Genomic DNA, 24,929 nt, shown 5'->3' with positions numbered 1-24,929 from the left:
GCCGGTGGGGGCTGGTCGCGCAGTTCCCCGCGCCCCTGAAGGGCTCGGCTTCGCCATCGCCGTCGGCCGTACCCCCTAGGGGGCGCGGCGAACTGCGCGAGCAACCCAGCACGGTCCGCAGACGAACGGGGGCCGGGGCGGGGTGGGGCTACAACCGGCTCAACGACGCCGTTGCCAGCATCACGTCCCTGATCGCCTCGCGGTCGCCGAGGCGGCCCGCCGCCGCGTCCTCCGGCGGCACGTGGCCCGCCGCAAGGCGGCAGAACTCGACGCCGTCCAGGGCGATGTGGGCCACCTCGTGGTCGGGCGAGCCGACCGCCGCGGGCGAGTCGAGCGCGATGTGCCAGACACCGCCTCCCGCGCCCTCGATCTCCAGGCGCAGGGAGCGGCCGGGGGCGCCCGCCGCCACCAGGTGGCGCGGCGGCGGTGCCAGACCCGCCCGGCGCCGGGCCGCCAGCGCGTCCGGCAGGATCCGCGCCGCCAGGTCGATCATCTGGTGCAGATGCGCCCCGGACGGCGCGTCGTACGGGTAGTCCACCGCCTCCGCGATGTCCCCCGCGTGGATCCAGCACTCGAAGGCCCGGTCGAGCAGCGCGTCCTGGAGCGGCAGTGCGAAGTCGCCGTAGGGCACGGCGAGTTCGGCCGCGCCCCGGCCCGCGAACGACACCGTGCGGATCAGCGTGTGCGTCTGCTCGCGCCACGGCTCCCGTACCGCCCGGGTCAGCGGGAACCGCGTGGAGGTCCAGAAGGCCTCGGTACGGGCCGTGGGGCCGGACGGCAGGCCGGAGCCCGCCGGGTCGTCCAGGCCCAGCGCCGCCGCCACCAGCCCGTCCACCGCCATCAGATGGCCCATCACGCCCGCCACCGTGGTCTTGCGGTTCACCTGCCGCTCCCGCTCGAACCACTTCAGCCGCACCGGCGCGTGCCACTCCGCGTCGCCGAAGTCGTTGAGCAGCGCGTCGAGCCGGGCGGCCTCCGCGTCGTACGCGGACGCCCAGTCCGGCACCGGGATGCGCGCCGGGCGCCGGCCCAGGCAGTTCTCCAGGACCCGGGACCGCAGCAGCGGGTCCAGGTCGAGGCTGCGGTCGGTGTGCAGCAGCCCCACCGCGTCCCGCAGCCGCAGCGCCTCGTCCGCGCAGGGAGCGCACGCGGTGAGGTGTGCCTCCACGGCCTCGGTCTCCTCCGCCGAGCACGCGGCCAGCGCCCACGCCCCGAGCAGCGATTTCAGTACGGCGTGCGAGCGGACCACCGGCTGCGGGACGGGCTCGGGCGACGGCAGCCGCTCGGTGTCGTCCGCCGCCCGGCGCGGCGGCGGTATGCGCGGCGTGCCGTTCTCGTCGTCGGGAAGCGCCGGACCCTGCTCGGCGGGCCCGTTCACAGCGCACGTCCGTAACCGGGCGGCGAGGAGCCCTCCGGCGGGCGGGTGTTCGCCGTGGAGAGCAGCTGGAGCCCGAGCCGCAGCCGGCGCCGGGCCTCGTCCTCGCTGATGGCGAGGTCGGCGGCGGCCTGCCGGTAGTCGCGGCGCTGGTGGTACGCCAGCTCCAGGGCCTGGCGCAGCGGCGCGGGCATCGACGTCACGATGTAGTCGGCGCGGGCGGCCGCGGTGGCCCGCCGCACCTTCGCCTCCAGCTCCTCGGCGGAGCCGCCGCCGTGCTCCGCGTACTGCGCGGCCTCGGCCTGGCGCAGCCGCAGCACGGCCTGGCGCTGGGTGAGCTTGGCGACCCAGGAGCGCATGGAGCCCTGCTTGGGGTCGTACGCGTCCGGGTTCTCCCACACGTAACCGAACACCTCGCGGGTGATCTGGTCGGCGGCGGAGTCCTCGCCGAGCACGCGGTGGGCCAGGCTGTGCACCAGCGAGGCGAACCGGTCGTAGAGCTCACCGAGTGCTGCCGCCTCGCCGCGCGCCAGGCGCTGCTGCATCTTGCGGTCCCAGCGAGGTGGTGCGTCCTTCGCCATGCGGTTCCCCAACCGTCTACGCGTGTACCGTCGTGCGTGCTTTGTGCCTTTTGTCCGCGCCCCTGTGTACTCGTGTCTCCTCGAATGTAGTGCGCGCGACCGGGAACGAGCGCTCCTTTACGGCAAGTGCGCCCCCGAAACGGCAGGTCGTGGTAGGGGCGAAGTGGTTTCGCGCGCCATGGCCCGGGAAGGCGCGCCGGGGACGGGCGGGGGCCGACGGCACAGAGAGGTACCGGACGCGTGACGCTGATCGTGAACGAGGCCGAGCAGGGCGGATGGGCCGTGGTGTGCGTCCGCGGGGAACTGGACCTGGTGACGGCGCCGCAGGTCAGGCGGGTGGTCCATGAGGTGGTGGCGGCGGGCCGGCACGATCTGGTGCTCGATCTGTCGGGGGTGCTGTTCTGCGACTCCAGCGGCGTGGGCGTCCTGATCGCCTCCCGCCGCCTTCTCCGCTCCTGTCGCGGTCGCCTCCGTCTGATCCTCCCGGCGCGGGGTGCGGTGGATGGCTCCCACGTGAACCGTGTTCTGGCGGCGCTGGGGGTGCGGCGTCTGTTCGACGTCTACGGGGACGTGGCAACGGCGGCCCGCGAAAACGAACAGCCCCTCTCGGCCTAACCGCCCGTCTTCTTTGGCCCGGTGTCCGTCTGCGGGCCGTCCCCAACTGAGCGCGCAGTTCCCCGCGCCCCTTAAATGCGCCCCTGCGGGGCGCCCTGTAGGGGCGCGGGGAACGGCGCGAGCAACCGACCACGGCCCGCAGACGAAGGAGGGGTTAGGGGCGCGGGGAACGGCGCGAGCAACCCGCCACACACCCGCAGACGAACTCCGGGCCAAGAAGGGGCGCGGGGAACTGCGCGACCAGCCCACCACCACCCGCAGACGACCACTCAGCCCCCACCACCCCCGAACCTCTCCCGCAACCGATACTTCAGCACCTTCCGCAACGCGGCATTACGCGGCAACGCATCCACCACCTCCACCCGCTCCGGCAGCTTGTGCACGGACAGCCCCTGCTCCCGCAGGTAGGAGGTGACCGTGGCCAAGGTCAACTCATCAGCGCCCGGCGGCTGTTCCACCACCGCGCACACCAACTCCCCCCGCACCGCGTCGGGCAGCCCGATCACCGCCACATCCCCCACCGCAGGATGCGCGGCGAGTAGATCCTCGATCTCCTTCGCCGAGATGTTCTCGCCCTTGCGGATGATCACGTCCTTGAGCCGCCCGGTCAGCACCAGATGGCCGCTCGGTGTCACGAACCCCAGATCGCCCGTGCGCAGGAACCCGTCCGCGTCGAACGCCTCGGCGGTCTGCGCCGGATCCAGATACCCCTGGCACACCGCCTCGCCCCGCAGCCGCACCTCGCCGTCGACGATCCGTATCTCCATGCCCTCGGGCGGCCGCCCCTCCGTCGTCGCGAGGTTCTCCTCCGTGTCGTCCGGCGAGCCCATCGTGATCATCGGGACCTCGGTCATGCCGTAGCCGTGGGTGAGCTGGACGCCCATGTCCCGTACGACGGCGCGGTAGACCTCCGGCGGCTTGGGCGCCCCGCCGCCCGCGAGCAGCCGCAGCGACGGGATGACCTTCTCGCCCGGCCGCTTGCGCTGCTCGGCCAGGAACATCGAGTAGAACGCGGTCGACCCGCCCGCCACCGTCACACCGTGCTTGCGGTACGCCTCCAGCGCGTCCGGCAGCGCGAACTGCTCGAACATCACCGCCGGGAAGCCGTACAGGAGCAGCATCACCGTGTAGTCGGGCCCCGCGATATGGGCGTACGGGAACGCCATCGAGCCCACGTCGTCCGCCGACAGGTGCAGCGCGTGCGCCAGGCACGAGCCGCCCGCGATCAGCGAGCGGTCGGTGTGCAGCACGCCCTTGGGGTCGGAGGTGGTGCCCGAGGTCCAGTAGATCCAGCGGACGGTGGTGCCGTCGGCGGGCGGGGGCGGCAGGACGGCCGGGTCGCCGTCGGGGAGCGTCCCGTACGCCTCGAAGACGCCGCGCGCGCCGAGCCGCGCCGCCATCGCGGTGTGGTCGAACCCGCGCCAGAGCCCGGGCACCGCGAAGAACTCCGCCCCCGACTCCCGCAGCGCGAAGCCCACTTCGCGGTCCCGGTAGAAGGGGATGACGGGCGACTGCACGGCCCCGAGCCGGGCCAGGGCGAACGAGAGGAGCGCGGTCTCGATCCGGGTCGGCAGCTGCCAGGCGACCACCGTGCCGGGCCGTACGCCCATGCCGTACAGACCCGCCGCCACCCGCTCGGCGCGGTCGCGCAGCTCGCCGAAGGTCAGGGCGCGGTCGTCCTGGAGCAGGACGGGCCGGTCGGGGGTGAGGGCGGCGCGCCGGGCGACCAGTTCCCAGAGGGTGCGCGAGGCGCCCAGTGCGTGTGCGGTGTCGTTCACTTCGACCCCCAAGAACACGACAACTGACGATGTGTCAGATCGTGCCAGAGCGTAGGCCGCACCGCCTTGTCGGTCCAGGGGCTCGGGGTTAGCCTTATTTCTGACGGACCATCAGAAATGCCAGCCGGAAGGACCGCTCGTAGTGGACCTCACGTACACCGACGAGGAGGAAGACTTCCGGGCGCGGCTGCGGGAGTGGCTGGCGGCCGTGCTGCCGACGCTGCCGCCGAAGCCGGACCCGCTGGACTGGCCGGGGCGGCGCGCGTACGACACCGGCTGGCAGCGCAGGCTCTACGACGCCGGGTACGCGCGCGTGCACTGGGGCGCGTCCGCCACCCTGCGGCTGATCTTCCTGGAGGAGACCGAGCGGGCGGGGGCGCCCTATGTCGGCGCGAACTTCGTGGGGCTGCTGCACGCCGGGCCCACCATCGCGGCCGAGGGAACCGAGGAGCAGCGCGCGCAGTGGCTGGAGCCGGTGCTGCGCGGGGACGAGGTGTGGTGTCAGGGGTTCAGTGAGCCCGACGCGGGCTCGGACCTGGCGGCGCTGCGGACCCGGGCGGTGCGCGACGGGGACGCGTACGTGGTGAGCGGCGCCAAGATCTGGACCTCGCACGCGGAGGTCGCCGACTGGTGCGAACTGCTGGTGCGCACCGACCCGGACGCGCCCAAGCACCGGGGCATCACCTGGCTGGCGATGCCCATGGACGCGCCCGGCATCACGGTGCGGCCGCTGCGCACGCTGGCCGGGTCGGACGAGTTCGCCCAGCTTTTCCTGGACGAGGTGCGGATCCCGGTCGGCAACCGGGTCGGAGCCGAGAACGACGGCTGGCGCGTGACCATGGTGACGCTGTCGTACGAGCGCGGCACGGCCTTCGTCGGCGAGGTGGTCGCCTGCCGCCGCGTCCTGGTGGAGCTCGCCCGCGCGGCCCACAAGAACGGCACCTGGGACGACCCGGTGATCCGGCGCCAACTGGGCGCCCTGCACGCCGAGTTCGGTGCTCTATGGCGGCTGATCCAGTGGAATGTCAGCGAGTCGGAGCACACCGGAGGGGTTCCCGGGGTCGGCGGCTCGGTCTTCAAGCTCCGCTACTCGCACGCCCGCCAGGAGCTCTACGACGCGGCCGCCGCCGTCCTGGGCCCCGACGCCCTCGACCTCGGCCGCGAGTGGACCCGCGACCGGCTGTCCTCGCTCTCGTACACCATCGCCGCCGGCACCTCGCAGATCCAGCAGAACATCGTCGCCGAGCGGATCCTCGGCCTGCCGAAGGGCCGCTGATGGACTTCCAACTCGACGACGACCAAAGGGCCTTGAAGGCGGGCGTACGGGAGCTGCTCGCCCGGCGCTTCGACGCCACGGCGCTGCGGGCCGCCGTCGACGGAGGCGGGCTCGACCGGGGCCTGTGGCGGGCGCTCGGCGAGTCCGGGTTCTTCGCGCTGCGGCTGCCGGAGGAGGCGGGTGGGGTGGGGCTCGGGCTGCCCGAGGCGGTGCTGCTCTTCGAGGAGGCCGGGCGGGCGCTGCTCCCCGGCCCGCTGATCGCCACCCACCTGGCGGCGGGCCTGGTGGAGGGCGCGGCCGAGGGCGACACGGTGGTGACCGCGCCCGACGGCGGCCTGGTGGAGTGGCTGGCGGAGGCCGACGTCGTACGGGGGGACGCCACCGGCGCCGAGTCGATCCGCTCGGCCGACCCGCTCACCCCGCTGCACCGGCTCCCGGGCGGCGGGGACGGGGGGCCGCCGGAACGGGCGCTGCTGACCGCCGCCGAGCAACTGGGCAGCGCGGGCCGCACCACGGAGCTCGCGGTCCAATATGCCCGCGAACGCGAGCAGTTCGGGCAGCCCATCGGAGCCTTCCAGGCGGTCAAGCACCTGTGCGCGCAGATGCTGGTGCGTACCGAGGTGGCCCGGGCCGCCGTGTACGCGGCGGCCGTGACCGGCGACCCGGTGGAGAGCGTGGGCGCCAAGCTGCTGGCCGACGAGGCGGCTGTGCGGTGCGCGCGGGACTGCCTCCAGGTGTACGGCGGGATGGGCTTCACCTGGGAGGCGGAGGTACATCTGCATCTGAAGCGGGCGTGGCTGCGGCGCGAGCGGTGGCCGACGCCGGCCCGGGCACGGGAGCTCCAGGCGGCGGCGCTGGAGGAGGCGATGTGACCCGCACACGTGGGGCCGGCAGGCGGTCTGACGAAGTGTTGGCCGAAGTGTTGGCCGAAGCGTGATGAAGCGTCACCGAGCGTCGATACCGGGTTGTGTCCTTAGCCGGACTCGTCACGCGCCGGAGTCGGGGCCGCCCTCGGGTACCCTCCGTGGGGTGCGATCCCCCAGGCATCCTGCGCGCCCCTGTTCGACCCCCCGCAATGTGCGTCGCACAGTATGCACCACGCGTACTCCTTCGCGCTGGAATATGCCTGAAGCGCTTGTTGCGGTGACTGTACGTCAACCATGCTGTCTCGTAAGGAAATCACGTTCCGTGAACTTGTCGAGGCGCGAGGCGATGTGTCCGCCGGTTCGGATGGTGTGAGCGGTGCAGGTGCTTCAGGTTCAGTTGGAGGTCGGAGCCGACCCCGCAGAGGTGGGGCGCGCTCGCAGATGGGCCCGCTCACGGCTGGCCGGGTCGGGGATACGGCTGGATGAGCCGCTCGCCGAGACGCTGATCCTGCTGATCTCGGAGCTCGTCACCAACGCGGTGGTGCACACCGGCTGCCCCGCCGTGCTGCGGATGCTCTTCGGCCCTGTCGGCGGGCCGGCCGACGGCGGTACGGTCCGGGTCGAGGTGGCCGACACCAGCGCGTGTGCCCCCAAGCCGCGCCACGCGGACGGCGACGACACCAACGGCCGGGGCCTTGAACTGGTCGACGGCCTCGCCGACCGCTGGGGCTGGCAGCCCGAGGGCGCGGGCAAGTCGATCTGGTGCGAAGTGGACCGGTGCTGCGACGGGGGCGCGCCGGAGCGCACCGGCGGGGCGTTCGAGCCGGGCGCGTATGAGCCGTCGTGCGCTGTCACAAATCGGGCGTAAGCGGCATAGCTTTCACTAGGTGTTGACGCGTCGTGTCGGCCTGATCACCCTTGGATGAGCGATTCGTCGCGAGGGGACGCCGAGGGCGCGGACTGGCCCTTGGTCCGTCCTGGGCCGGTCCTGGCTCTCCTCGGCGAGTGCGGGTCGTGGCTCGGCGTGAGCTCAGGGCAAGGCTCCTTCAGGGCATGGGGAGCAGGGCGAGCACGCCGCAGCCGGGTGGCGGCCGCCGTGCCGTGCTCGGGGTGCGCATGACGCGCCGCCACCCGTGGAGGTGCAGGCCCTGGAGTGCGGCGGCTAGAGCACGGCGACCGGCGCGACCGGCGTCCCCGTGGCGCCCACGAACGGCTCGGGCATCGCCGACAGCCAGAACGCGTACCGCCGCTCTTGCGCACAGGCTGTGGACAACTCTTCGAGATTCCAGTTCTGGCCCTGGAGCATCCCCATCTCCACCAGATCGAGCGCGTGCACCGGCAGCCACAGGTTCTCGACCTCCGGCGGGAAGATCTCGAAGGTGAGGGTGTCGTTGGCCACGGCCGCGACATCGCGCGCGTGGAACCACTCGGGCGTACGGAGCGAGAGGCCCGGCGAGGGGAAGCCGTACGCGTGCTTGTCGCCGCCCAGACAGAGCTGGATCTGCCCGGTGCGTACGAGCACGATGTCGCCCGCGCGTACGGTGACGCCGCCCAGCTCCTCGGCCGCCGCCAGGTCCTCCGGGGTGACCGCGTGGTCCCCGGGCAGCCGGTCCACGCCGTGGGCGCGGGCCACGTCGAGCAGGACGCCGCGCGAGACGAGGTGGCGGGGCTTGTCGATCCCGCTGAACTCGGCGCCGCCGTGGGCGGTGATGGTGGTGGCGGGGCGGCCGTTGTAGATGCGGCCGGAGTGCGAGACGTGGGTGAGGGCGTCCCAGTGGGTGGCGGCCTGGAGCCCGAACGTCACGGCGTCGTCGCTGGTGGCGACGGTGCCGGGACCGAAGATCTCCTGGTTGATCTGCACCATCGTGTGCAGCGGGTTGACCCGGCCGGGGATCAGCCCGGTCTGGACGCCGTTCTGCTCCAGGGGGAGTGCGAGGGGGATGCGGCGGCCTGCGCGGACGGTGGCGGCGGCCTCGCGTACGACGTCGTCGGTGATCAGGTTGAGCGTGCCGATCTCGTCGTCCGGACCCCAACGGCCCCAGTTGTTCACGCGTTTGGCGATGTCGTGGAACTCGGGGGGCAGTGCGGAGGCTGCTGGCATGTGGGCCCTCCCTGGGTCTTGTCTTCCGGTGGCTGCCGGGCCCTAAAATCTAACGGTCCGTCAGAAACCGCGGGAAGGGGCCGGGCGTGGGGAACTTCTTGGCAGGCAAAGTGGTCGCCGTGACCGGTGCGGGGCGCGGCATCGGCCGTGCGGTGGCGCTCGCGGCGGCGGCCCAGGGCGCGAAGGTCGTCGTCAACGACTACGGCGTCTCGATCGACGGCGCCTCGCCCAGCAGCGAGATCGCGGACGCGGTGGTCAAGGAGATCGAGGCTGCGGGCGGCGAGGCGGTGGCGGTCGCCGACGACATCTCCACGATGGCGGGCGGCCAGCGGATCGTCGACACCGCGCTCACCCGGTGGGGCCGGGTGGACGGGGTGGTGTGCGTGGCGGGGATCCTGCGCGAGCGCATGCTCTTCAACATGACGGAGGAGGAGTGGGACCCGGTGGTCGCCACCCACCTCAAGGGCACGTTCACGGTGTTCCGGGCCGCCTCCGCGGTGATGCGGAAGCAGGGCACGGGGACGCTGATCGGGTTCACCAGCGGCAACCACCAGGGGAGTGTGGCGCAGGCGAACTACAGCGCGGCGAAGGGGGGTGTGATCTCGCTGGTGCGCAGTGCGGCGCTGGGGCTGCACAAGTACGGGGTCACGGCCAACGCGGTCGCGCCCGTCGCCCGTACCCGGATGTCGGCCAACGTTCCCCTCGAACTCAAGGAGATCGGCGAGCCGGAGGACGTGGCGGCGTTCGTGGTCTATCTGCTGAGCGAACGGGCCCGGGCGGCCGGGATCACCGGGCAGGTGTACACCGTGGCCGGACCCAAGATCGCGGTGTGGGCGCAGCCGCGGGAGCTTCGGGCGGGGTATGTGGCGGAGGGTACGTGGACGCCGGAGCGGATCGCGGATTTCCTGCCGGGGGGTGTGGGGGTGGATCCCATGCCGCTGTTGGAGCGGGTTGGGGAGATGGAGCGGGCGGCGGGTACGGGGGCGCGCCCGAACGCGGCGGGCTGAGGCGGTTTTCCCGGGGCCCCGCCCCGACCCCCGTTTGCGGGGCCTGCGGCCCCTGCACCCCGCTTCGTTCGTCTGCGGACCGTGGACGGCTGGTCGCGCAGTTCCCCGCGCCCCTAAATGCGCCCCTCCGGGCCGCCCAGGGGATTGCCGCGCAGCGGCACCTAAGGGGCGCGGGGAGTGCGATGGCGAAGCCGAGCATTTCAGGGGCGCGGGGAACTGCGCGAGCAACCCAGCACGGTCCGCAGGCGAAGACGGGGCTCCGGCCGCCCGCCAGAGGGCTTCAGGGAAGGGGCGGGGCGGGGGACAGGCACCACCACGCGACCAGAGAGGCACCCGCAATGGACTTCACCTTCCCCCCGGAAGACGACACCTTCCGCCACCACGCCCGCGCCTGGCTCGACGCCCACCCCCCCGACCCGTCGGGACGCGCCTGGGAGCGCACCCTCGGCGAGGGCGGGTGGATCGGTCTCGGGTGGGGCGACACGCCGTACGGGAACCCCCCCGCCACCCTCACCCAGCAGATCGTCTGGGCCGAGGAGTACGCCCGGACACCGAACACCCCGCCCCGGCCGGGCCACATCGGGGAGAACCTCCTCGCCCCCACCCTCCTCACCCACGGCACCCCCGCCCAGCAGGCCCGCTTCCTCCCCGGCATCGCCCGCGGCGAGACGATCTGGTGCCAGGGCTACAGCGAACCCGGCGCCGGATCCGACCTCGCCGCCGTCCGCACCACGGCCGTCCGCGACGCCACCGGCGCGTACCGCCTCACCGGGCAGAAGATCTGGACCTCGCACGCCCACGAAGCCGACTGGTGCTTCGTGCTCGCGCGTACCGAACCCGGCTCGCACCGCCACCACGGGCTCTCCCTCCTGCTCGTCCCGATGGACCAGCCGGACGGCAGGGTCGAGGTGCGGCCGATCCGGCAGCTGACGGGGACGAGCGAGTTCAACGAGGTCTTCTTCGACGGGGCCCGCGCCGACCCCGAGCACGTCGTCGGCGGCGAGGGCAACGGCTGGCGCGTCGCCGTGGACCTCCTCGCCGCCGAGCGCGGAGTCTCCACCCTGGCCCAGCAGATCGGGTTCGAGGCGGAGTTGGAGCAGGTGATCCAGCAGACCGGCGACCGTCTCGACCCCCTCCTCCGTGACCGGCTCGTCCGGCAATGGGCCGAACTCCGCACCATGCGCTGGAACGCCCTGCGCACCCTGGGCGGGGACGACCCCGCCGCCCCCAGCGTCGCCAAACTCCTCTGGGGCGGCTGGCACCAGCGCCTCGGCGAGCTCGCCATGGCCGTGCGGGGCGCGGCCGGCACGGTCTCTCCGCACGACTGGAGCGAGGAGCGGCCGTACGAACTCGACCCGCTCCAGCGCCTGTTCCTCTTCTCCCGGGCCGACACCGTCTACGGCGGCTCCGACGAGATCCAGCGCACCATCATCGCCGAGCGCGTGCTCGGCCTGCCGAGGGAGGCACGGGGCCAGTGAGAGGTGTTCTGTTCGACGGGACGTACGCGCGGGTGGTCGACGACCTGGAGGTACGCGACCCGGGGCCCGGCGAGGTCCGGGTGGCGATCGCCGCCGCCGGGCTCTGCCACTCCGACCTGTCCGTGGTCGACGGCACGATCCCCTTCCCCGTGCCCGTGGTGCTCGGCCACGAGGGCGCGGGCGTCGTCGAGGCGGTCGGGGCGGGCGTCACCCATGTCGCCCCCGGCGACCACGTGGCACTCTCCACCCTCGCCAACTGCGGGGCCTGCGCCGACTGCGACCGGGGGCGGCCCACCATGTGCCGCAAGGCGATCGGACGGCCCGGGCGGCCGTTCTCGCGCGGCGGCGCCCCCGTCCACCAGTTCGCCGCCAACTCCGCCTTCGCCGAACACACGGTGGTCAAGGCCGTCCAAGCCGTGCGGATTCCCCCCGATCTGCCGCTGTCCTCCGCCGCGCTCATCGGGTGCGCCGTCCTCACCGGCGTGGGCGCCGTACTGAACCGGGCGCGCGTCGACCGCGGTGACACCGTCGTCGTCATCGGCACCGGCGGCATCGGCCTCAACGTCCTTCAGGGCGCCCGGATCGCGGGTGCGCGGACGGTCGTCGCTGTCGACACCAACCCGGCGAAGGAGGCCGCCGCCCGGCAGTTCGGCGCCACCCACTTCCTGCCGTCGGTGGACGGAGTGCGGGAGATCCTGGCGACCGGCGCCGACCACGTCTTCGAGTGCGTGGGCCACGCCGGGCTCGTCCGGCAGGCCGTCGACCTGCTCGACCGGCACGGCCAGGCGATCCTGCTCGGGATGCCCGCGCCGGACGTGGAGGCGACGTTCGCGCCCGCCGCGATGTTCCTGGACAAGTCGATCCTCGGCTGCCGGTACGGGAGTTCGCGGCCGCAGCACGACATCCCCCGGTACGCCGAGCTGTACCGCAGCGGCGTTCTGCTCCTCGACGAGCTGGTGACGCGGACGTACCCCGTCGAGGACTTCGCCAAGGCGGTCGAGGACACACGGCAGGGGAGGGTGGCGCGCGCGGTGCTGACCTTCTGAGGGGCGTCCTCCGGGCGCCGAAATCCGTTTGTGGGCACCCCTCGCCCCCGGGCTATCTTCAGCCCCATGAGCTACCGCGACCTGGCCACGCGACCCGTTCTGACCTGGGCGCTGGTCGCCGTCGGGGCGCGTGCTCCGGTCGCGATGGCGCCGCTGGGCGTCGTCTTCATGGTCCGCGACCGGCCCGGCGGGTACACCCTCGGCGCGGTGCTCGCCGCCGTCTACGTACTCGGCGAGATAGTCGGCGCCCCCCTGCTCGGCATGCGGATGCGCGCCGAGCGGGCGCGGCCGCACCTGGCGCTGGGGCTCGCGGGCGGGGCCGTCGGGTTCGCCGCGCTCGGACTCGCCCACGACGCGCACCCGGTGGTGCTCGGCGCCGCCGCGTTCGTCGCCGGGGCGGCGCCCGCCGCGACCTCCGGGGGACTGCGCGCGATGCTCGCCGCGATGGTGCCCGAGAAGGCGGTCCAGCAGGCGGTCAGCGCCGAGTCGATGCTGATCTTCGGCATCTGGTCGGTGACCCCGGCCGTCACCACCTGGCTGGCGCTGAGCGTGCGCCCGTACCTTCCGATGCTGCTCGCGGCCGGGCTGATGGCCGCCGCCGTCGCCGGGCTGTGGGCGCTGCCGCCGGGCTGGCGGGCCGACACCGCCGACCGGGGCGGCGAGCCGATGCGCCGGGTGCTGTGGCGGGCCTGGCCGGTGTACGTGACCGGCGCGGCCGGCATCTCCCTGCTCGCCCTGGCCGAACTCGTCCTGCCCGCCCTCCTGGAGCAGCGCGGCATCGCGCTCGGCTGGGCGGGCCCGCTGCTCGCCGGGTTCTCGGCGGGGTCGGCGGCGGGCGCGTTCGTGTACGGGCTGCGCTCGTGGCCCGGCGCCCTGCGCGCGCAGAGCCTGGTGCTGCTGCTGGCGGTCTCGGGGTGCGTGGCGCTCGTCGCGCTGGTGCCGGGCGCGGTGTGGCTGGCCGGGCTCCTGGTGCTCGCGGGCGTCCTGCAGGCCGGGGCGATGCTCACCCGCAACATGCTGCTGCGCGAGGTGCTGCCGCCGAGCGCGCTGGCCGCCGGGTACTCGGTGATGTACGCGGCCGTCGGCGCCGGTTACGCGCTCACCGGCACCCTCTCCGGCGTCCTGCTGCGCTCGGTGGCGCCCTCGACGGCGATCCTGGCCGGGGTGGGTCTCACGCTGCTGCTGACGGTGGTCGGGGTGCTGCGGGAGCCGGAGCGCGACCGCTCAGCCGGCGACGGAGTCGCTTCCGGCCGCGCGGAAGGTGCGCCGGTAGACGGTCGGCGGGACCCCGAGCGCAGCCTGTAGGTGCTGGCGCAGCGAGGTCGCCGTACCGAATCCGGCGAGGCGGGCGATCCGGTCCACGGACAGGTCGCTCGACTCCAGCAGGTGCCGGGCGCGCTCCACGCGCTGCTGGGTGAGCCACTGCCCGGGGCTGAGCCCCGTCTCCTCGCGGAACCGGCGCGTGAACGTCCGTACGGACATCGCCTCCTGCTCTGCCATGTCCCGCAGCTGGATCGGCTCGTCCAGGCGCCCGAGCGCCCAGGCGCGGGCGGCCGTGGTGGTCGCCAACTGCGGGGCGGGGAGCGGCCGTTCGATGTACTGGGCCTGCCCGCCCTCGCGGTGCGGCGGCACCACGGTCCGGCGCGCCACGTCGTTGGCGACCGCCGCCCCGTGGTCGCGCCGCACCAGGTGCAGGCACAGGTCGATCCCGGCGGCGACCCCGGCCGAGGTGAGCACGTCCCCGTCGTCGACGAACAGCACGTCCGGGTCGACGGCGACGGACGGGAAGAGCCGCTGGAAGTGCTCGGCGTGCCACCAGTGGGTGGTGGCGGGCCGCCCGTCCAGGTACCCGGCGGCGGCCAGCACGAAGCTCCCGGTGCAGATGGACACCATGCGCGTCCCCGGCCGTACGTACGCGAAGGCCCGCGCGAGCTCGTCCGTGAGCACGCCCTCCTCGTACACCGGCCCCAGCTCGTGCGAGGCGGGCACGACCACGGTGTCGGCGAGGGCCAGTGCCTCGGGCCCGTTCTCGACGAGCACGGCGAAGTCGGCGTCGGTCTGCACGGGCCCCGGCGCCCGCACGGAACAGGTTGTCACGGAGTACAACGCCTCCCGCCCAGCGCCCCGCGCCTTCCCGAAGATCCGCTGCGGGATGCCGAGCTCGAAGGGGAGCAGGCCGTCGAGGGCGAGGACGACGACGCGGTGGGGCGGGGGCGTGGTCATGGGTCGAGTGTATGTGGCCCGATCTCTTCGGGCCATGCCGATCAGGCCATCGCTATTGGGGCTGCTCCGGCTCGTCCTGCCGGTCCGCCGCGTCGAGGACCTCGTCGACCGTGATGCCGACGATCCGGTCCCGCTCGGCAGGCCCGAGCGCGGGCGGCAGCGCGTCGTCCAGCTCCAGCTGGTCCCGCACGTACCGCACGGTCACCTCGCGCCGGGGCGCCGCCGCTCTGCTCTTCAGGTCGTTGTGGACCGTCCAGGCCAGGGTCGCGATGCTCACGATCAGCGTGCCGAGGGAGTCGAGGTCGGTGTACTGGTCGGGGCGGACGGCGGCGCCGCGCGCGTACAGCGCGGCCTCCACGTCGTCGGGGAGCCCGGGGTGGGTCTGCGGGGCGAGCCGCCGGGCCGCGGCGCGGACACCGAGCGCGACGGGGTCGGTGATGGGGTCGGCCATGGGTGGGACCTCCTGGGGTCGGATTCATTCGGTGGTGGGCGCGGGCGGGTGCGCGAGGACGTACTGCCGTACGGCTGCGGGGAGGGGGTTCGCGGTGACGGACTGCCAGGTCCGCTCCAGAGCGGAGATGCCCAGCAGTTCGGTCAGCTTCTGGAGGAGGAGAGGGCCGTTCCCGGTCTCGGGGTGTGGGATCTCCTCGAACTGCGACACGCATCTGACCATCCACTCCAGGGCCGAGTCCGGCCGGTTCTGCTCGAAGGCGAGGGCGCCGAGCGTTCCGCACGTCAGCGCCAGGCCCGGCAGATCCTCCAGGTCCTTCCAGATGGCGAGGGCTTTTCTGCACCCCTCCTCGGCCTCCGCGGACCGACCGCGAAGCTGAGCGATCAGGGCCAACGAGTGGTAGCTGGTGGCCATACCGGGCCGGTTGCCGAGCTCCTCCTCGACATCGAGGGACTTGCGGTACCAGCGCTCGGCCCCTTCCAGCCGACCGCGCATGTGATCGACGGCGCCGAGCTGGTGGTAACCGGTGGCGACGGATGCCCGGTCGCCGAGGTCCTCCTTGATGGCGAGGGACTTCTGGTACCACTCCTCGGCCTCGGTGAGCCGCCCTTGCAGTTGGCTGATGATGCCGAGCTGGTGGTAACTGCCGCTCATTCCGGGCCGGTTGCCCAGGCTTTCGGCGATGGCGAGGGAGGCGTGGTACCACTCCGCGGCTTCCGTGAGGCGCCCGCGCAGCTGGCTGACGATGCCGAGCTGGTGGTACGTGGTGCTCATCGCGGGCCGGTTGCCCAGGCCCTCCGCGATGGCGCGGGCCTTGTGGTACCACTCCTCGGCCTCGTTCTGCCGACCGCGGTGCTGGGCGATCATGCCCAGGGAGTGGTAACTGCGCATGATCGCATGCCGGTTGCTCAGGGCTTCCGCGATGGCGAGGGACTTGTGGTACCACTCCTCGGCCTCGGTCATCCGCCCGCGCAGCTGGCTGACGATGCCGAGCTGGTGGTAGCTGCTGGCCATCCCGTCCTGGTTGTCGATGAGCTCCTCGATGGCGAGGGACTTGAGATACCACTCCTCGGCCTCTGTCAGCCGCCCGCGGTGCTGGGCGACCATGCCGATCTGGTGGTAGACGCTGGCGAGCTTCTTGCGCTGTGCGGGGGTCTCGCGGCCGGCCAGCATGGCCTTCACGTGTGAGCGGTAGGTGCTTTCGGCCTGGTCGAGCTGCCCGGCCAGAAGGTCCCGGTTGGCCTGCGACCCGGTGGTGTACGCCCACAGGGCTCCCGCCGGAGTGTCCAGGTCGAGGGGGCTTCCGACCGGTCCCTCCACGGCCCGTCGGATACGAGCGGTCCAGCCGCGGGCCTCCTCGCCGAGGCCCCGCATGTCCCAGTAGACGTCCAGCAGCTGGGCGATGAACTGCGCGTGCGACCACATCCGCTGGTCGAGGGCGTGGCCGAGCATGCTCCCCAGCATCCGGCGGTGGGTGGCGGCCAGCACCACGCCGAGCTGGGCGTGTTCACCGTCCAGGCGGTCACTGAGCCAGCGGCTGAACTCGACATGCGCGCCCAGCAGCGCGCGGACGGAGGCAGTGCGCTGATCGTCGTACGCGTCGGCCGCCTGCGCCTTCCAGCGGTCGGCCAGATACGCCGGTAACGCGGGATGGATCCGATAGGTCCCGACCACACCCGGCGACAGCAGACCCAGGGCCGACGCCCGCTCCAGCAGCTCCCGCCACGCCGAGGTGGGGAGGCCGCGGAATTGCTCGGGAACCCCTTGCCCGGCCGAGAACGCCCCCAGCACATTCGCATCCGCCACCCCCTGCAACAGACTCAGCGCGGTCAACGCCCGCTGGTCCTCCTCCGCCAGATGGTCGAAGGAGTACGCGATGCTCGCCGCCAGCGAAGTGGTCCGCCCCCCGTTGCCGTTCCCCGGCAGCGCCCTGACGCCCCGCAGCCCGTCCAGCAGGTCCTGCGCGCTCGTCGTGTCCAGATGCGGCAGCACCAGCCGCATGCTCAGCGGATGGCCGTCCAGCCACCGCATCACCTCGCCGAACGCGCGCGACTCGCGGGCTCTGCGGGTGTGCGGATACGGGGCGAGGAGCTGCTCGGCGTACTGGGTGGCCTCCTCGGTGTCCAGGCCGTCGACCCGGATGCGGCGGACGGTCTCGCCCAGCCAGTCCTCGTCGGAGCGGCTGGTGATGACGACCGAGGCGCGGCTGTCACGGGCCAGGCGGGACAGGAAGTCGCGCATCTCGTCCTGCTCCTGCTCCGGCAGTGGCGGTGTCGCCTGCCCCGGGTCCGGCATGGCCCGTACGGACTCGAAGTTGTCCCACAGCAGCAGCACGCGCCGGGTCCGCAGCGCCCGCTCCACGGCTTGCAGGCGCTGCGCCGCGTCCAGCAGGACGAACTGCGTGTCGTACTTCTCCGCGAAGACGCGGCGCCCGATCGCGTTGACGACGCCGTCGAGGCCGAACGAGGCCACCCCGGGCTCGAACGAGTGCCAGATCACCCACTCCGGCCGGTCGACCGCGCCCGTGTCGCGGCACCAGCGGCCGAACGCCTTGGCGAGCTCCGTCTTGCCCGTCCCGCCGGGCCCGTGCAGCACCACGACGCGCTGGAGCCGGGCGGCCACGTCCAGCCGGTAGAACAGCGCGTCGCGGCCGATGAACTCGCCCTCGGGAGCGAGCTCCTGGCCCGGTCCCGGCTGTCGGCCGTCCTCGGGGCGGCGGCTGATCGCGTCGAGGATGCCGTCCAGGGACTCCTCCGATTCGCGCTCGGTGCGCAGGCCCGGGAAGCGCACCTCGCTGCGGGTGTAGAAGACCGGCACCATCCAGTCGTCCAGCGGCAGCATCCCCTTGAGGGAGGGCCGTTCGTCGTTCAGGGCGAGCCGTCGGCGCCCCGCCGCGACCGCCTCGGCCATCCGGTCGCCCGCGAACAGCCGCTCGTAGAAGGCGGCCATGAACTCGGCCGCGGCCACCGCGTACACGCTGTATGCCATCGCCACCACCGAGGCCACGCCCTCCTGCATCAGCCGGGTCGCCACCGCCGCCTCGACCTGCGAGCCGACGACCGCCGACTGGCAGGCGTTGAGGACGGCCACCGGCACCTGCGCCCCGGCCAGGACCTGCGCCACCCGGCCCGCGGGCACCAGGTCGCTGCCGCCGCCGCTCTTCTCGAACGCCAGCATTCCCTGCGGGCCCGACTTCTGGAACATCATCGGGCCCCAGCCGCCGGAGGCAGGTGGCGGGCCGAAGACGCCGTGGCCGTCGAAGTGCACCACCTGGAACGGCTCGCCGTCCTCGCGGGCCCGGGTCAGCACCTCCTCAAGGCGTTCCAGGGTCGGCGGCCGCAGCACCACCAGCTCCACGCTCCCGCGCACCGCCTCCAGCCGGCGCAGCAGCGGGCGGGCGATCATCTGGTAGCCGACGTCGGCCTCGCCGTCCGGCCGTGAGATCACCATCAGCACCCGCAGCCGCGAGCCCGGAACGGTGAAGACGTGCCGGGTGTCGGTGGTCTGAAGGCTGCGGGACACCGCCACCTGGTCGAGGACGATGGGGACCGGGCGCGCCGGGTCCGCCATCAGCTCCCACGGCAGGCCGAGGCGCTCCGCCGAGCCCGACCGCAGCACGATCTCCAGCGGCCCGCCCCGCGTCCGTGCTTCCGTGTACGCCCGCTTCGCCTCGTCCGTGGCGAACAGCGCCGAGAAGATCCGGGCGCCCCACTCGGGCAGCCGCTCCGCGACGCGCGGCCCGCGCTGCTCGTACACCCCGAACGGCATCCGCAGATACTGCTCCAGGTACCACCGCAGGTCCGCCATCTCCTGCTCGTCCAGCGGCCACACCAGCTCGACCGGCTCCCCGGCCGTTCTGGGCGAGTGCTCCGCGGCGGGCCAGGACGAGACCTGCACCCGCCCGTCGTCCCGCAAGTCCACCAACAGCCGTTCGGCAAGCGGCTCGGTCATGGCCCACCCTCCATGATCACCACGAGTGGGTCCCCGGCCACTCAGTGTGAGTGCGAGGATAGACACTGCGGCCTGGCCGCGTGGCCGAACCCGTTGGCCGGATCTCCGACCGTTACCTGGCCGGATCCCTTGCCGCCCGCGTGGCCCGATCCCTGCGAACCATGGCTATCCAGCCACTCGTACGGACCTGACCGCCCCGTCAGGCTGTGGGCATGTCCCAGACAACCGATGCCGTCGCCCCGGACGGGCAGCAGACCGCCCCCGCCCCGCGGCCCGCCCGCCGCTTCCACCGTGCCTGGTTCGTCGCCGCCGTCACCTTCGTGACGATCATCGGCGCGGCCGCCTTCCGGTCGCTGCCGGGACTGCTCATCGAGCCGCTGCACGACGAGTTCGGCTGGTCGCGCGGCACGATCGGGTCGGCGGTCTCGGTGAACCTCGCGCTGTACGGGCTGACCGCGCCCTTCGCCGCCGCGCTGATGGACCGGTTCGGCATCCGCCGGGTGGTGGCCGTCGCGCTGACGGTGATCGCGGCCGGGGCCGGGCTGACCGTCTTCATGGACTCGGCGTGGCAGCTGATGCTCTGCTGGGGCCTGCTGGTGGGGCTCGGGAGCGGGTCGATGGCGCTGGCGTTCGCCGCGACCGTCACCAACCGGTGGTTCACCGAGCGGCGCGGCCTGGTCACCGGCATCCTCACCGCCGCGTCCGCCTCCGGACAGCTGATCTTCCTGCCGGTCCTGTCGTGGCTGGTGGAGCACCACGGCTGGCGCCCGGCCGCCGTCACGGTCGCGCTCGCCGCCCTCGCGGTGGTGCCGTTCGTGTGGCTGCTCCTGCGCGACCACCCGGCGGACGTGGGCCTCGCCCCGTACGGTTCGGACACCTACGTCGAGAAGCCCGCGCCCGTCCCCGGCGCGGCCGCCCGCGCGCTGAAGGTGCTGGTCCAGGCGGTGCGCACCGGACCGTTCTGGCTGCTCGCGGGCACCTTCGCGATCTGCGGCGCGTCCACCAACGGCCTCATCCAGACGCACTTCGTGCCCGCCGCGCACGACCACGGCATGCCGATGACGGCCGCCGCCGGACTGCTCGCCGTCATCGGGATCTTCGACGTGGTCGGCACCGTCTTCTCCGGCTGGCTCACCGACCGCTTCGAGTCCCGGCGCCTGCTCGCCACGTACTACGCGCTGCGCGGCATCTCGCTCCTCTTCCTGCCGATGCTGCTGGCGCCCTCGATCCATCCGCCGATGCTGTTCTTCATCGTCTTCTACGGGCTCGACTGGGTCGCCACCGTCCCGCCGACGCTCGCCCTGTGCCGGGAGCACTACGGCGAGGACAGCGCCATCGTCTTCGGCTGGGTGCTCGCCTCCCACCAAGTGGGCGCGGCCGTCGTCGCCTTCCTCGGCGGCCTCGCGCGCGACGCCTTCGGCTCGTACGACATGGTCTGGTACGGCTCGGGCGCGCTCTGCGCGGTGGCCGCGCTGATGGCCCTGGTGATCCGTCGCCCGGGCAGCGGCACCCGGCCCGCGCCTTTGGCGGAACCCGCGGCGGTGTGATGCCCTCTTCCTCGTGGAGGGGGACATATGAGGAAGTCGAGAAACGTGGCGGTGGCGGGGCTGCTCTGCGCCGTACTGGCGGGATGCGGGACCGAGAAGGCGGGGAGCGCGGCGGGCGAGGGGCGGCCCTCGTCGTCGCCGTCGCCGGCCGCCGAGAAGCAGCCGTGCCCGCCGGACGAGACGACGGAGGACGGGGCGTCGGGCGGGGGTGTGGACGAGACGTCGGAGGAGGCGTCGGCGCCGGCCGCGACCACCGATGAGACCACCGATGAGACCACCGACGAGACGACGGACGAGACGTCGGGCCCGGGCGTCGACGAGACGACCGACGACGGGGCCGGCACCTCCGAGCCGCCCACGGACGAGACCACCGACGAGGACACCGGCACCCCCGGACCGCCCACCGACGAGACCACCGACGACGACGCCGGTGACGCCGGGCCGCCCACCGAAGGCACCGCCCCGCCCTGTCTGCCCGCCGGGTGGTTCGACATGACCCAGGAGTTCGCCGACTACTACGGCAAGCACCTGACCAAGGCCGACGACGGCATGTGGCCCTTCCTGGTGGCCGCCAGGCTCAAGCAGGAGGGCGAGTCCGTCAGGGCGCTGGTGACCGTGAACTTCATTCCGTCCGGCGGCAGCGACTACGAAGGCCGCCGCATCGCGGAGGTGTTCGCCGCGTGGCGCCACGAGGCGTACGGGGACAAGGGAAAGCTGCGGATCGAGACCCGCAGCGGCGGCGAGGTCGTCGAGCAGCCCTGGTGAACGGGGGCTTCGCCGTCGCCGTCAGGCGGTGAACCGCCCGAACCGCCCCCGGTGGAACAGCAGCGGGTCCCCCGCCGCCGTCCCGCCGAGCGCCTCCACCCGGCCCACCACGATCAGGTGGTCCCCGCCGGTGTGGACGTTCTGGATGCGGCAGTCCACCCAGGCCGGTACGCCGTCCAGGCGCGGGGAGCCGGTCACGGGGGCCGCGTCGTAGGGCACTCCCGCGAACTTGTCGGCGCCGCTCACCGCGAACGCCCGGCACAGCGGCCCCTGTTCGGCCCCCAGGATGTTCACGCAGAACGTGCCCGCGCGGGCGATGCGCGGCCAGGTCGTCGACGTACGGCCGACCATGAACACGACCAGCGGCGGGTCGAGGGAGAGGGAGGCGAAGGACTGGCAGGCGAAACCGGTCGGGCCGGTCGCGTCCCGGGCCGTGACGACCGTGACGCCGGTGGCGAAGTGGCCGAGGACGCCGCGGAACTCGGCGGGGTCGACGGGCAGCCGCTCGTCGTCCCGTACGGCCCGTAAGTCCGGCCTGGGCAGCGCCTCGACGGGCTCGGCGGGGGCGGTGGCCGCCGCGCCGACGGACCGCAGGTATCGGACGACGGTCGCCGCCATCCCTTCGTGTCCCATCATGTTCTCCATTGAAACTGACGGAGCGTCAGATCGGAACCCTCACGGGACCTGCAAACCCGGCCTGCAAACGCGGCCCGCCACCCAGCCCGCGACCCCACCCCGCGATCCCTACAGCCCCCGGTACTTCGGCGTCCTGCGCTCCACGAAGCTCGCCACGCCCTCCTGGGCGTCCCGGGTGGTCATGTTGATCTCCTGGGCCGCCGCCTCCGCCGCGAACGCGGTCGTACGGTCGGTGTCCAGGGACGCGTTCACCAGCTGCTTGGCGAGGGCGAGCGAGCGGGTCGGGCCCGCCGCCAGCCGTTCCGCCCACTCCCGCGCCACGGCGGGCAGTTCGGCGTCCGGCACCACCCGGTTGACCAGCCCCAGGCGCTCGGCGTCCGCCGCCGCCACCGCGTCCCCGAAGAACATCAGCTCCTTGGCGCGCTGCGGCCCCACGAGCCGGGGCAGCAGATACGCGCCCCCGCCGTCCGGGACGAGCCCGCGCCGGACGAACACCTCGATGAACCGGGCCGACTCGGCGGCCAGCACCAGGTCGCAGGCGAACGCCAGATGCGCGCCGATGCCCGCCGCCGTGCCGTTGACGGCCGCGACCACCGGCTTCTCGCAGTCCAGCACGGACGCGATGAGCCGCTGGGCGCCGAGCCGGATCGTCCGGGCCACGTCACCGGCGACCCGCTCGCCCGCCGCCGCCCCGCCCCGCAGGTCGGCGCCCGCGCAGAAGCCCTTCCCGGTCGCGCTGATCACGACGGCCCGTACGGCCGGGTCGGCGCTCGCCGCGTCGAGGAGCGTGATGATCCGCTCCCGCTGCTCCCAGGTCACCGCGTTCATGGCCTCGGGCCGGTCGAGCGTGATCCACGAGACCCCGCTGTCAGTGGCGTGGCGTACGGTCTCCTCCAGGGGACGAAGTCCCCCGGAAGGGGTGGCGCTCATGAGCACACCACCAGCGCGTCCAGCGCCACCGCGCCCTGTCCGCGCGGCAGCACCATCAGCGGGTTGATGTCCAGCTCGGCCAGATCGCCGCCGAGTTCGAGGGCCATCCGCTGGACCCGCAGCACCACTTCCACCAGCGCGTCCACGTCGACCGGCGGCCCGCCCCGTACGCCTTCCAGGAGCGCGCGGCCGCGCAGCTCGCCGAGCATGTCGCGGGCCTGCTCCTCGCCGAACGGCGGTACGCGCACGGCCGCGTCGCCCAGCACCTCCACCAGGACCCCGCCCAGGCCCACGGTCACGGTCGGCCCGAAGAGCGCGTCGTGGGTGACGCCGACGACCATCTCCACGCCCCGCGCGACCATCTGGCACACCAGCACGCCGTCCAGCTCGACGCCCTCGTACCGGGCGATGTCGGTGAGCTCGCGGTAGGCGTCCCGCACCTGGCTCGCCGAGGTCAACCCGACTTTGACCAGGCCGAGTTCGGTCTTGTGGGCGAGGTGGGTGCCCGAGGCCTTCATCACCACCGGGTAGCCGACCTGGCCCGCCGCCCGCACGGCCGCGGCCGCGCTGGTCACCAGCTGCTCGCGCGGCACCCGGATCCCGTACGCCCGCAGCAGCTGCTTCGCCGCGTGCTCGCTCAGCTGGCGGCCCGGCCGCATCAGCGCCTGGGCCTTGCGGAACGACGGCGAGGGCACGCGCGGCGCCTCGTCGAAGGGCGAGCGGTAGGAGGAGGTGAACCGGTGGTGGGCGAGGTGGGCGCGGACGGCGCCGATGCAGTTGGCGAACGTACGGAAGGTGACGACCCGGGACGAGCCGAGCAGCGTCTCGCGGTAGGCCGCCTCGGTGCCCACCGGCGAGCCCCACACCACGCACACCAGCTTGTCGCTCTCCTCCGCCGCCTCCACCAGGTCCCGCGCCAGCTGGTCGCTCATCGGCGGGAACGGCCCGGTGATGGGGCAGATCAGGACGCCCACGGCGGGGTCGGCGAGGATCGCGTCGATGATCTTCCGCCCGCGCCAGTCGCCCACCGGGTGGCCGCCGTTGTCCACGGGGTTGGCCACGTTCAGATAGGGCGGTATCCACTCGTGCAGCTCGGCCTGCTTGGCTTCGGAGAGCGTGGGCAGCGTGAGCCCGGCCGCCGTCGCCAGGTCCGCGAAGTGGGCGCCGGTGCCGCCCGAGATCGAGTAGACGACGACCCCGTCCGCGACCGGCGGGCGGGCCCGCGCCAGCAGGGCCGAGGTGTCCTGGAGCTCGTCGAGCCCGTCGACGCGGATCACTCCGTACTGCCGCATCGCCGCGTCGACCACCTGGTCCGCGCCGGTCAGCTTGCCGGTGTGGGAGGCGGCGGTGCGCGCCCCGGTCTCGGTGCGGCCGACCTTGACCGCGACCACGGGCACCCGCGCGCGGGCCGCCCGGTCGGCGGCGAGCAGGAAGGAGCGCCCGTCCTTGAGCCCTTCGAGATAGCAGGCGACGGCTCCGACCTCGGGGCGCTCGGCGAAGTACGAGATGAAGTCGGCGGCTTCGAGGTCGGCCTCGTTGCCGGTGGGCGCCCAGTGGGAGAGGCGGATGCCCAGCTCCTGGAGGGCGAACAGGGGGCGGCCCTGGTGCCCGGACTGGGTGATCAGGGCGATCGCGGGCCCCTCCAGGTCGTCCCGGAAGCGCTCGAACGCGTTGAGGTTGGTGTTGGGCCCGAGCAGCCGCACCCCCGAGCGCCGCACGGCGGCGGCGAGGCGCTCCTGGGCGGCGGCGCCGTCCTCGCCCGTCTCGGCGAACCCGGACGCGAAGGCGACCGCGAACTTCACCTTGGCCTCGGCCAGTTCGTCGATGAGGGGGAGCGGGTCGCCGACCAGCAGCACGGCCAGGTCCACCTGCTCGGGCAGGTCCGCGACCGACGCGGAGCAGGGCAGGCCGAAGACGGATTCACGGGTGGGGTGCACGGGGTGGACGCGCGCGCCCACCCGCTCCGCCCAGGCGATCAGCTGGCGGGTGATCCCCGTGTTGGGGCGGCCCTCGGCGTCCGAGGCACCGACGACGGCCAGCGACTCGGGCCGGAAGAACCGGTCGAGGTCGGGGACGGGCGCGTGCAGTGGCCGGCCGCTGACGTCCAGATCGCCCTCGGCGGCGGCCGTGCCGTGGACGGCGCCGGGCCGGGGCTGCTCGCCGCAGGCGACCACCCGTGCGCGGAGGTCGGTCGTGAGGGTGCCGTGAGTCGATCCAAGCATCGTTCCGCCCGCTCCTGGTCGATGGCCAACATGGCTCTTGCGCAACTGGCTTAACGCGACTGGCTGGTAACTGACGCATAG

Annotated in this window: 20 protein-coding genes; 10 read left to right on the top strand and 10 right to left on the bottom strand. The window is 73.1% G+C overall.

All coding sequences use genetic code 11. The features are described 5' to 3' along the window. Nucleotides 1–148: 148 nt before the first annotated feature. Nucleotides 149–1,378 carry a zf-HC2 domain-containing protein gene (locus BX283_RS19365; protein ID WP_101388827.1) on the bottom strand — a complete coding sequence of 410 codons (1,230 nt, stop codon included), beginning with the start codon at nt 1,376–1,378 and terminating at the stop codon, nt 149–151. Further along, a complete protein-coding gene (locus tag BX283_RS19360; protein WP_101388826.1) occupies nt 1,375–1,956 on the bottom strand; it encodes a sigma-70 family RNA polymerase sigma factor in 582 nt (193 codons plus the stop codon). Before BX283_RS19360 ends, BX283_RS19365 begins: the two co-directional genes overlap by 4 nt. 240 nt (nt 1,957–2,196) lie before the next feature. On the opposite strand from BX283_RS19360, the gene BX283_RS19355 reads away from it, so the two are divergent. After that, the gene (locus BX283_RS19355; protein ID WP_101388825.1) at nt 2,197–2,571 is read left to right on the top strand and encodes an STAS domain-containing protein; all 375 of its coding nucleotides are present in this window, start codon (nt 2,197–2,199) and stop codon (nt 2,569–2,571) included. A 269-nt stretch (nt 2,572–2,840) separates the two neighbouring features. Here BX283_RS19355 and BX283_RS19350 read toward each other — a convergent pair whose 3' ends face one another. Further along, on the bottom strand, nt 2,841–4,349 hold the full coding sequence (locus BX283_RS19350; RefSeq protein ID WP_101392459.1) for a class I adenylate-forming enzyme family protein: 1,509 nt from the start codon (nt 4,347–4,349) through the stop codon (nt 2,841–2,843). 142 nt (nt 4,350–4,491) lie between these two features. Here BX283_RS19350 and BX283_RS19345 point away from each other — a divergent pair, with 142 nt between their 5' ends. The 3 genes from BX283_RS19345 to BX283_RS19335 all read left to right on the top strand — a co-directional run bounded on the left by BX283_RS19345 (nt 4,492) and on the right by BX283_RS19335 (nt 7,359). Next, the gene (locus tag BX283_RS19345) at nt 4,492–5,625 is read left to right on the top strand and encodes an acyl-CoA dehydrogenase family protein (protein WP_101388824.1); all 1,134 of its coding nucleotides are present in this window, start codon (nt 4,492–4,494) and stop codon (nt 5,623–5,625) included. Further along, nucleotides 5,625–6,497, top strand: coding sequence for an acyl-CoA dehydrogenase family protein (locus BX283_RS19340; protein ID WP_101388823.1), 873 nt, complete (start codon nt 5,625–5,627; stop codon nt 6,495–6,497). Before BX283_RS19345 ends, BX283_RS19340 begins: the two co-directional genes overlap by 1 nt. A gap of 370 nt (nt 6,498–6,867) precedes the next feature. Beyond that, on the top strand, nt 6,868–7,359 hold the full coding sequence (locus BX283_RS19335; protein ID WP_101388822.1) for an ATP-binding protein: 492 nt from the start codon (nt 6,868–6,870) through the stop codon (nt 7,357–7,359). A 294-nt stretch (nt 7,360–7,653) separates the two neighbouring features. On the opposite strand, the gene BX283_RS19330 is transcribed toward BX283_RS19335, so the two are convergent. Beyond that, nucleotides 7,654–8,592 (bottom strand): cyclase family protein, encoded by a 939-nt coding sequence (locus BX283_RS19330; protein WP_101388821.1) that lies wholly within the window; start codon nt 8,590–8,592, stop codon nt 7,654–7,656. An 86-nt stretch (nt 8,593–8,678) separates the two neighbouring features. Here BX283_RS19330 and BX283_RS19325 point away from each other — a divergent pair, with 86 nt between their 5' ends. The 4 genes from BX283_RS19325 (at nt 8,679) to BX283_RS19310 (ending at nt 13,428) form a co-directional block, all read left to right on the top strand. Next, complete coding sequence (locus BX283_RS19325) at nt 8,679–9,599, top strand: SDR family oxidoreductase (RefSeq protein ID WP_101388820.1); 921 nt, start codon at nt 8,679–8,681, stop codon at nt 9,597–9,599. 338 nt (nt 9,600–9,937) lie between these two features. Then, a complete protein-coding gene (locus BX283_RS19320; protein WP_101388819.1) occupies nt 9,938–11,077 on the top strand; it encodes an acyl-CoA dehydrogenase family protein in 1,140 nt (379 codons plus the stop codon). Beyond that, on the top strand, nt 11,074–12,123 hold the full coding sequence (locus tag BX283_RS19315; RefSeq protein ID WP_101388818.1) for a Zn-dependent alcohol dehydrogenase: 1,050 nt from the start codon (nt 11,074–11,076) through the stop codon (nt 12,121–12,123). Before BX283_RS19320 ends, BX283_RS19315 begins: the two co-directional genes overlap by 4 nt. 66 nt (nt 12,124–12,189) lie before the next feature. Next, complete coding sequence (locus BX283_RS19310; protein ID WP_101388817.1) at nt 12,190–13,428, top strand: MFS transporter; 1,239 nt, start codon at nt 12,190–12,192, stop codon at nt 13,426–13,428. Here the strand turns inward: BX283_RS19310 and BX283_RS19305 are convergent. Genes BX283_RS19305 through BX283_RS19295 form a run of 3 tightly spaced genes read right to left on the bottom strand, consistent with a single transcriptional unit; the run spans nt 13,348 to nt 18,748 of the window. Continuing rightward, nucleotides 13,348–14,346, bottom strand: a complete 999-nt coding sequence (locus BX283_RS19305; RefSeq protein WP_101388816.1) for a GlxA family transcriptional regulator — start codon at nt 14,344–14,346, stop codon at nt 13,348–13,350. The two genes, BX283_RS19310 and BX283_RS19305, sit on opposite strands and share 81 nt — an antisense overlap. Nucleotides 14,347–14,398: 52 nt before the next feature. Then, the gene (locus tag BX283_RS19300) at nt 14,399–14,797 is read right to left on the bottom strand and encodes a hypothetical protein (RefSeq protein WP_257583137.1); all 399 of its coding nucleotides are present in this window, start codon (nt 14,795–14,797) and stop codon (nt 14,399–14,401) included. 24 nt (nt 14,798–14,821) lie between these two features. Continuing rightward, nucleotides 14,822–18,748, bottom strand: coding sequence for a tetratricopeptide repeat protein (locus BX283_RS19295; protein WP_101388815.1), 3,927 nt, complete (start codon nt 18,746–18,748; stop codon nt 14,822–14,824). A gap of 212 nt (nt 18,749–18,960) precedes the next feature. Between BX283_RS19295 and BX283_RS19290 the strand changes: the two genes are divergently transcribed. Together BX283_RS19290 and BX283_RS40665 are read left to right on the top strand one after the other, a co-directional pair. Next, nucleotides 18,961–20,295, top strand: a complete 1,335-nt coding sequence (locus BX283_RS19290; protein WP_101388814.1) for an MFS transporter — start codon at nt 18,961–18,963, stop codon at nt 20,293–20,295. A 27-nt stretch (nt 20,296–20,322) separates the two neighbouring features. Beyond that, the gene (locus BX283_RS40665; protein WP_180357198.1) at nt 20,323–21,060 is read left to right on the top strand and encodes a hypothetical protein; all 738 of its coding nucleotides are present in this window, start codon (nt 20,323–20,325) and stop codon (nt 21,058–21,060) included. 21 nt (nt 21,061–21,081) lie between these two features. On the opposite strand, the gene BX283_RS19280 is transcribed toward BX283_RS40665, so the two are convergent. The 3 genes from BX283_RS19280 to BX283_RS19270 form a co-directional block, all read right to left on the bottom strand. Beyond that, nucleotides 21,082–21,678 (bottom strand): flavin reductase family protein, encoded by a 597-nt coding sequence (locus BX283_RS19280; protein WP_101388812.1) that lies wholly within the window; start codon nt 21,676–21,678, stop codon nt 21,082–21,084. Between the two features lie 126 nt (nt 21,679–21,804). Beyond that, nucleotides 21,805–22,626: an enoyl-CoA hydratase/isomerase family protein gene (locus BX283_RS19275; protein ID WP_101392457.1), complete on the bottom strand. Its 822-nt coding sequence runs from the start codon at nt 22,624–22,626 to the stop codon at nt 21,805–21,807. Continuing rightward, complete coding sequence (locus BX283_RS19270; RefSeq protein ID WP_101388811.1) at nt 22,623–24,848, bottom strand: acetate--CoA ligase family protein; 2,226 nt, start codon at nt 24,846–24,848, stop codon at nt 22,623–22,625. Before BX283_RS19270 ends, BX283_RS19275 begins: the two co-directional genes overlap by 4 nt. Between the last annotated feature and the right edge of the window lie 81 nt (nt 24,849–24,929).

It is taken from the genome of Streptomyces sp. TLI_146 (assembly GCF_002846415.1).
Classification (GTDB): domain Bacteria; phylum Actinomycetota; class Actinomycetes; order Streptomycetales; family Streptomycetaceae; genus Streptomyces.
Note: the sequence above shows the minus strand (reverse complement) of the source record. Positions and strands in the feature narration are given on the sequence as shown.

Bases quoted from the DNA above. Each gene is read 5' to 3' on its own strand.
- BX283_RS19280 (WP_101388812.1), bottom strand. From the start codon at position 21,678: ATGGCGGCGACCGTCGTCCGATACCTGCGGTCCGTCGGCGCGGCGGCC.
- BX283_RS19340 (WP_101388823.1), top strand. From the start codon at position 5,625: ATGGACTTCCAACTCGACGACGACCAAAGGGCCTTGAAGGCGGGCGTA.
- BX283_RS40665 (WP_180357198.1), top strand. From the start codon at position 20,323: ATGAGGAAGTCGAGAAACGTGGCGGTGGCGGGGCTGCTCTGCGCCGTA.
- BX283_RS19330 (WP_101388821.1), bottom strand. From the start codon at position 8,592: ATGCCAGCAGCCTCCGCACTGCCCCCCGAGTTCCACGACATCGCCAAA.
- BX283_RS19310 (WP_101388817.1), top strand. From the start codon at position 12,190: ATGAGCTACCGCGACCTGGCCACGCGACCCGTTCTGACCTGGGCGCTG.
- BX283_RS19295 (WP_101388815.1), bottom strand. From the start codon at position 18,748: ATGACCGAGCCGCTTGCCGAACGGCTGTTGGTGGACTTGCGGGACGAC.
- BX283_RS19270 (WP_101388811.1), bottom strand. From the start codon at position 24,848: ATGCTTGGATCGACTCACGGCACCCTCACGACCGACCTCCGCGCACGG.
- BX283_RS19305 (WP_101388816.1), bottom strand. From the start codon at position 14,346: ATGACCACGCCCCCGCCCCACCGCGTCGTCGTCCTCGCCCTCGACGGC.
- BX283_RS19275 (WP_101392457.1), bottom strand. From the start codon at position 22,626: ATGAGCGCCACCCCTTCCGGGGGACTTCGTCCCCTGGAGGAGACCGTA.
- BX283_RS19320 (WP_101388819.1), top strand. From the start codon at position 9,938: ATGGACTTCACCTTCCCCCCGGAAGACGACACCTTCCGCCACCACGCC.
- BX283_RS19360 (WP_101388826.1), bottom strand. From the start codon at position 1,956: ATGGCGAAGGACGCACCACCTCGCTGGGACCGCAAGATGCAGCAGCGC.
- BX283_RS19300 (WP_257583137.1), bottom strand. From the start codon at position 14,797: ATGGCCGACCCCATCACCGACCCCGTCGCGCTCGGTGTCCGCGCCGCG.
- BX283_RS19290 (WP_101388814.1), top strand. From the start codon at position 18,961: ATGTCCCAGACAACCGATGCCGTCGCCCCGGACGGGCAGCAGACCGCC.